General features: G+C 67.9%; 5 protein-coding genes. 1 reads left to right on the forward strand and 4 read right to left on the reverse strand.

The genetic code is table 11. The features are described 5' to 3' along the window. Together AC5RUJ_RS10705 and AC5RUJ_RS10710 are read right to left on the reverse strand one after the other, a co-directional pair. On the reverse strand, window positions 1–882 hold an 882-nt coding region (locus AC5RUJ_RS10705; protein WP_494155849.1), incomplete at its 3' end, for a site-2 protease family protein. After that, window positions 879–1607 (reverse strand): HAD family hydrolase, encoded by a 729-nt coding sequence (locus tag AC5RUJ_RS10710; protein WP_494074496.1) that lies wholly within the window; start codon window positions 1605–1607, stop codon window positions 879–881. The genes AC5RUJ_RS10710 and AC5RUJ_RS10705, both read right to left, overlap by 4 nt. A gap of 211 nt (window positions 1608–1818) precedes the next feature. On the opposite strand from AC5RUJ_RS10710, the gene AC5RUJ_RS10715 reads away from it, so the two are divergent. After that, window positions 1819–2679: a PAC2 family protein gene (locus AC5RUJ_RS10715; protein ID WP_494001254.1), complete on the forward strand. Its 861-nt coding sequence runs from the start codon at window positions 1819–1821 to the stop codon at window positions 2677–2679. 161 nt (window positions 2680–2840) lie between these two features. On the opposite strand, the gene mshC is transcribed toward AC5RUJ_RS10715, so the two are convergent. Both mshC and AC5RUJ_RS10725 read right to left on the reverse strand, forming a co-directional pair. Beyond that, on the reverse strand, window positions 2841–4103 hold the full coding sequence (gene mshC / locus AC5RUJ_RS10720; RefSeq protein WP_494023083.1) for a cysteine--1-D-myo-inosityl 2-amino-2-deoxy-alpha-D-glucopyranoside ligase: 1263 nt from the start codon (window positions 4101–4103) through the stop codon (window positions 2841–2843). Between the two features lie 111 nt (window positions 4104–4214). Beyond that, window positions 4215–5039: an undecaprenyl-diphosphate phosphatase gene (locus AC5RUJ_RS10725; RefSeq protein WP_494074497.1), complete on the reverse strand. Its 825-nt coding sequence runs from the start codon at window positions 5037–5039 to the stop codon at window positions 4215–4217. Window positions 5040–5154: the final 115 nt, after the last annotated feature.

Below are 5154 nucleotides of genomic sequence, written 5' to 3' on the forward strand. Positions count from 1 at the left end.
GGTGAGCACCACGGAGAGCCCGGGGTGCCCCTGGATCAGCTGCCGCACCTGGTCCACCGTGGCGGTGGCGGGCAGCGACGCGGCCGGAAGCTTGAGCTGCCCGGCGCTGACGGACGGCAGCCGCAAGCGCATCCGGGCGTGCGAGATGGCCGAGCTGGCGCCCATCCAGAGGAAACCGCACACCAGCACCATGAGCACCACCAGCTGGAGGTCCGGCGTGCCGCCCCGCAGCAACGGGACGCCGATCACGCCGATCACCAGCAGCACCACGATGGCGCGGCCGGCCCAGCCCGCCGCCACGGTCCCCTTTTCCTGGCTGCCGGTCGCCTTCCAGACGGCGGTCTCCACCAGACGCCCGCCGTCCAACGGGAGCCCCGGAAGGATATTGAAGACGGCCACCAGGAAGTTGGCCCAGATGAAGATGTCGGTCAGCAGGAACGGAATCGGTTCGCCGCGGAACAGCGGCAGGACGAGCATGCCGGCGCCGGCCAGCGCGAAGTTGGCCACGGGCCCGGACAAGGCCACCAGCAGGGACTTGCCCGGCGTGGCGTTGAAGTTGTCGAACTGGGTGTGGCCGCCCCAGAGATTGAGCACGATCTTGGCCGACGGCCACCGGAAGGTCCGGGCGGTCAGGGCGTGGGCGAGTTCGTGCACCAGCACCGAGAACAGCAGCAGCAGCGCGTAACCGAACGCCACGGCGTACGCTCCCACGCCGATCTCCGGCATCAGGCGCTGCACCTGGGGGCCGAAGATCAGCACGATGAAGGCGGCGATCACGAACCAGGACCAGGCCAGGACCACCGGGACGCCGAACATGCGGCCCAGGGGAATGCCTTCGCTGCGTTCCTTTTCCTCGGCCGGCCGGGGGGTTTGCGTGCTCATACTCCTGCTTCCTGGGCGGCGCCCACCAGGACGCCCTCCACGTCCGCCAGGCCCTTTCCGGCCAGGCTGTCCCAGTGCGGGCGCCCCGGTACCGGCGGAACGGGCACGACGTGTGGGATGGCCACGGTCACGAGGCCGGCGGCTTCGGCGGAGGCAACCCCGGGAACCGAGTCTTCCAGCGCCACGACGTACTGCTTGTCGGCGCCGGGCAGGTGGCCGCTGAGCCAGTCGAAGGCCTGCTGGTACGGTTCCGGGTCCGGCTTGCCGCGCGTGACCATGTCACCGGTGACGACGTGGCGGAAGCTGCCCTCGGGCAGCGCCCTGACCACTTCGGCGGCGAGCTTGGTCTCGCTCATGGTCACCAGGACCGACGGAATGCCTGCCCCGGCCAGCTCCGCGAGCAACTCCCGTGCGCCGGGGCGCCACGGGATGCGCCCGCGGACGCGTTCGGTCACGGCGTCGATCAGCCGGTCGACAATCTCGCGGATGCCCAGTTCGACGCCGGCCTGCTGCAGCACGGCGGCGGATGTCTCCAGCGCATTGCCCACCAGCTTTTTGCCCAGTTCGTCGTCCCACACCCCGCCGAACGAAGCAACCAATTCGGTTTCGGCTTCGATCCAGTACGGCTCGGTGTCGACGAGCGTTCCGTCCATGTCCCAGAAAACGGCCTGCAGGCCGGACGACGGATGGCTGGACGCAGCGGGGGAAGGGGAAATTTCGGGCATGCATCCAGTCTACGGGCCCTTCCTGCCCGGCCCCGGCATCGGCCCCATCACGGGCTCCGGCACGGGGCTACGGCACCGGAATCGGGGGCTATGCTGGGCGCGAATCGAATGTCGGCTCACTGACAAGCCGTGCCGGGAGGATTAGGGTGAAACCGTGAGTACTCAGGACAGTGGCGACCTGCCCACGGAAGGCGACGGCGAGCAGCGCGGTTTGCACTTGCTGTTCCCGCAGACGAAGCCCGGCGAGACACCGCGGCGTTATACCGTGATGCTGGCTGCATTCGAAGGCTGGAACGATGCCGGCGAAGCCGCCACGGACGCCGTCAAGTACCTGAGCCGGCTCTGGGACAGCCACAAGGTGGCCACGGTGGACCCGGATCTTTATTACGACTTCCAGTTCACCCGGCCGGTGGTGCACCGCACCGCCTCCGGGGAACGCCGGATCAAATGGCCGACGACGAAACTGACGCGCAGCAGCATCCCGGGCAGCCGGCTGGACATTATCTTTGTACACGGGGTGGAGCCGTCCTACCGCTGGCGGGCGTACACCGCGGAACTGTTGGCCCACGCCGAAGAGCTGGGCGTGGACTGCATCATCCTGGTAGGCGCCCTCTTGGCCGACGTGCCGCACACGCGTCCCATTCCCGTCACGGTCACCAGCGACGACGACGACGTCCGCCGCGCCCTGAATACCGAGTCCAGCCAGTACGAAGGCCCCACCGGAATCGTCGGAGTGTTGTCCGATGTCGCCTCGCTGGCCGGCATTCCCACGATGTCCGTCTGGGCCGCGGTGCCGCACTACGTGGGACAGTCGCCCTCCCCCAAGGCCGAGCTTGCTTTGCTGCACCGGCTGGAGGACATCCTGCAGGTCCCGCTGGAAGTGTCCGTCCTGAGCGAAGAAGCCGAAGCGTGGGAGCGCGGCGTGGACGAACTTGCCACCGAGGATCCGGAAGTCGCCGCCTACGTGCGGCAGCTGGAGGAGGCCAAGGACACGGCCGAGCTGCCGGAGGCAACCGGGGAATCCATCGCCCGCGAATTCGAGCGCTACCTCAAAAAGCGCGGTAAAGAGTAGGGGCCTCCACGGGAACCACACGCCGCTTAGCCGGTTGGGGCGGGCCCTGTCGTGTCGACTTCGTCGCCACGCCGGGTCCCTGCCCGCCCCGCCCTTCCCGCTCGTTCCTCGCTCGGCGATGCGCGGCTTAGTGGTTCCCGCCTCCGGCCCTAACTCTTGGCTTAGAGCCGGATGCCCAGCAGCGCGTCGAGCAGCGCCGCGAACTGCCCGGCGCCGTCACCGGCCTGCCCTCCGGCCTGCTGCCGGGAGTGCTCGGCGAAGCCGTCGATTTCGGCCAGGGCCGCGGGTGCGTTGAGGTCGTTCGAGAGCGCCTGGCGGATTTGCTGTGCCAGCTCGGGTACCTGTTCGGCCTGCACATAGGGGGCCGCGCCGCGCCACGCAGAAAGCCGCGCCTGCGCCTGGCGGAGCAGATCCCCGGTCCAGAACCAGTCGCTGCGGTAGTGCTGGCCCAGCAGCACGGTGCGGATCGCAGCCGGCTCCACGCCTTCTTCGCGCAGGGCCGAGACCAGCACGAGGTTGCCCTTGGACTTGCTCATCTTTTCGCCGTCGAGGCCGACCATGCCGGCGTGCATGAAGTGCTTGGCCAGCGGCTTGCCGGTCATCGCGTAGGCGTGCCCTGCGCTCATTTCGTGATGCGGGAAGCTCAGGTCCGAGCCGCCGGCCTGGACGTCGAAGGTTTCCGGCAGGAATTTGCGCGCGATTACCGAACACTCGATGTGCCAGCCGGGGCGGCCGGGGCCGAGCGAGGCGCCCGGCCACTCGGGTTCGCCGTCTCGGGCGACGCGCCACAACAGTGCGTCCAGCGGGTGTTTTTTGCCCGGGCGCTCCGGATCGCCGCCGCGCTCGGCAAAGAGCGGCAGCATTTGATCTTCGGTCAGCCTGGAGGTGGCGCCGTTGTGCCAGCCCGGTCCCGCTGCGGCAACGGAATCGAAGTACACGTCGCCGTCGGGCTCGCCGCCGGTGCCCGGTACGCGGTACGCGAGGCCGCGGGCCAGCAGGTCCTCCACCACCGGAACGATCCACTCGATCGATTCCACCGCTCCGATGTACTCGCCGGGCGGGATGACGTTGAGTTCTTCCATGTCCGTGCGGAACAGCTCGGTCTGGTCCTTCGCCAGCAGCTGCCAGTCCATGCCGGTGGCCGCGGCGCGTTCCAGCAGCGGATCGTCGATGTCCGTGACATTCTGCACATAGTTGACGGTGCGCCCGGCGTCGCGCCAATAGCGGTTGAGCAGGTCGAAGGCCACGTAGGTGGCGGCATGGCCCATGTGCGTGGCGTCGTACGGGGTGATGCCGCAAACGTACAGGCTTCCCGTCGAGGACGGCTCAAGCCGTACCAGCGACCCCACGGAGGTGTCGTGGATGGTCAGTTCGTCTTTGCCGCCCGGAATTTCGGGTACGGCACGGGCATTCCAACCAAGCACTCTTGGGTTTCCTTCCGATGAGGTGAACGGACGCGGATGGCGGGCGGGGCCGCCGTCGTAAATGACGCTCCTAACATTCAAGAATGCAGGAGCCGGATAAATTCCCGCGGGTCAGGCGTTGATGACTCCGGCGCCCAGCAGCACGAACAACAGCGCGCCCAGGGCGATCCGGTACCAGACGAAAAGCCGGTAGCTGCGGGTGGACACATACTTCAGGAACCACCCGATGATCACGAAGCCGACGCCGAAGGCCACCACCGTGGCCAGCGCCGTCTCCCCCAGCCCGTACGGCCCGGGTTCACCGAAGCTCTTGGCCAGCTGGTACAGGCCCGAGGCGAAGACCGCCGGAATCGCCAGCAGGAACGAATACCGGGCGGCGGCCTCGCGGGTGTAGCCCATCAACAGGCCGGCCGTGATGGTGCCGCCAGAGCGGGAGACGCCCGGGACCAGGGCCAGCGCCTGGGCCAGCCCGTACAGGATGCCGTGCTTGTAGGTGAGCTTGTCCAGCGTGCGCATCTGGCGGCCGATGGAGTCGGCGATGGCCAGGAACACGCCGAAGACAATCAGCATGGTGGCCACGATCCACAGGCTGCGGAAGGTGGATTCGATCTGGTCCTGGAACAGCAGCCCGAGCACACCGATGGGGATCGAGCCGATGATGACCAGCCAGCCCATCCGGGCGTCCGGGTCGTTCCGCGGCACCTTGCCGGTGAGCGAGCCGAACCAGGCCTTGATGATGTTGACGATATCGCGCCAGAAATAGACGACGACGGCGGTTTCCGTGCCCAGCTGGGTGATGGCGGTGAAGGCGGCCCCGGGATCGGCGGCACCGGGCAGAACCTCTCCGATGATGCGCAGGTGCGCGCTGGATGAGATCGGGAGGAACTCGGTCAGGCCCTGCACGAGCCCCAGGATGATTGCTTCTAGCCAATTCACATCCTCGACCTTATGGCACCAAGGCCCGCGGAACGGAAACGGACACAGCCGCGGCGGCGAAGATCCGCCCACGGCACGACGCCGGGCACCCGGCGCGGGGCCGGGGCGGATGGGC

It is taken from the genome of Arthrobacter sp. Y3223164 (assembly GCF_059091005.1).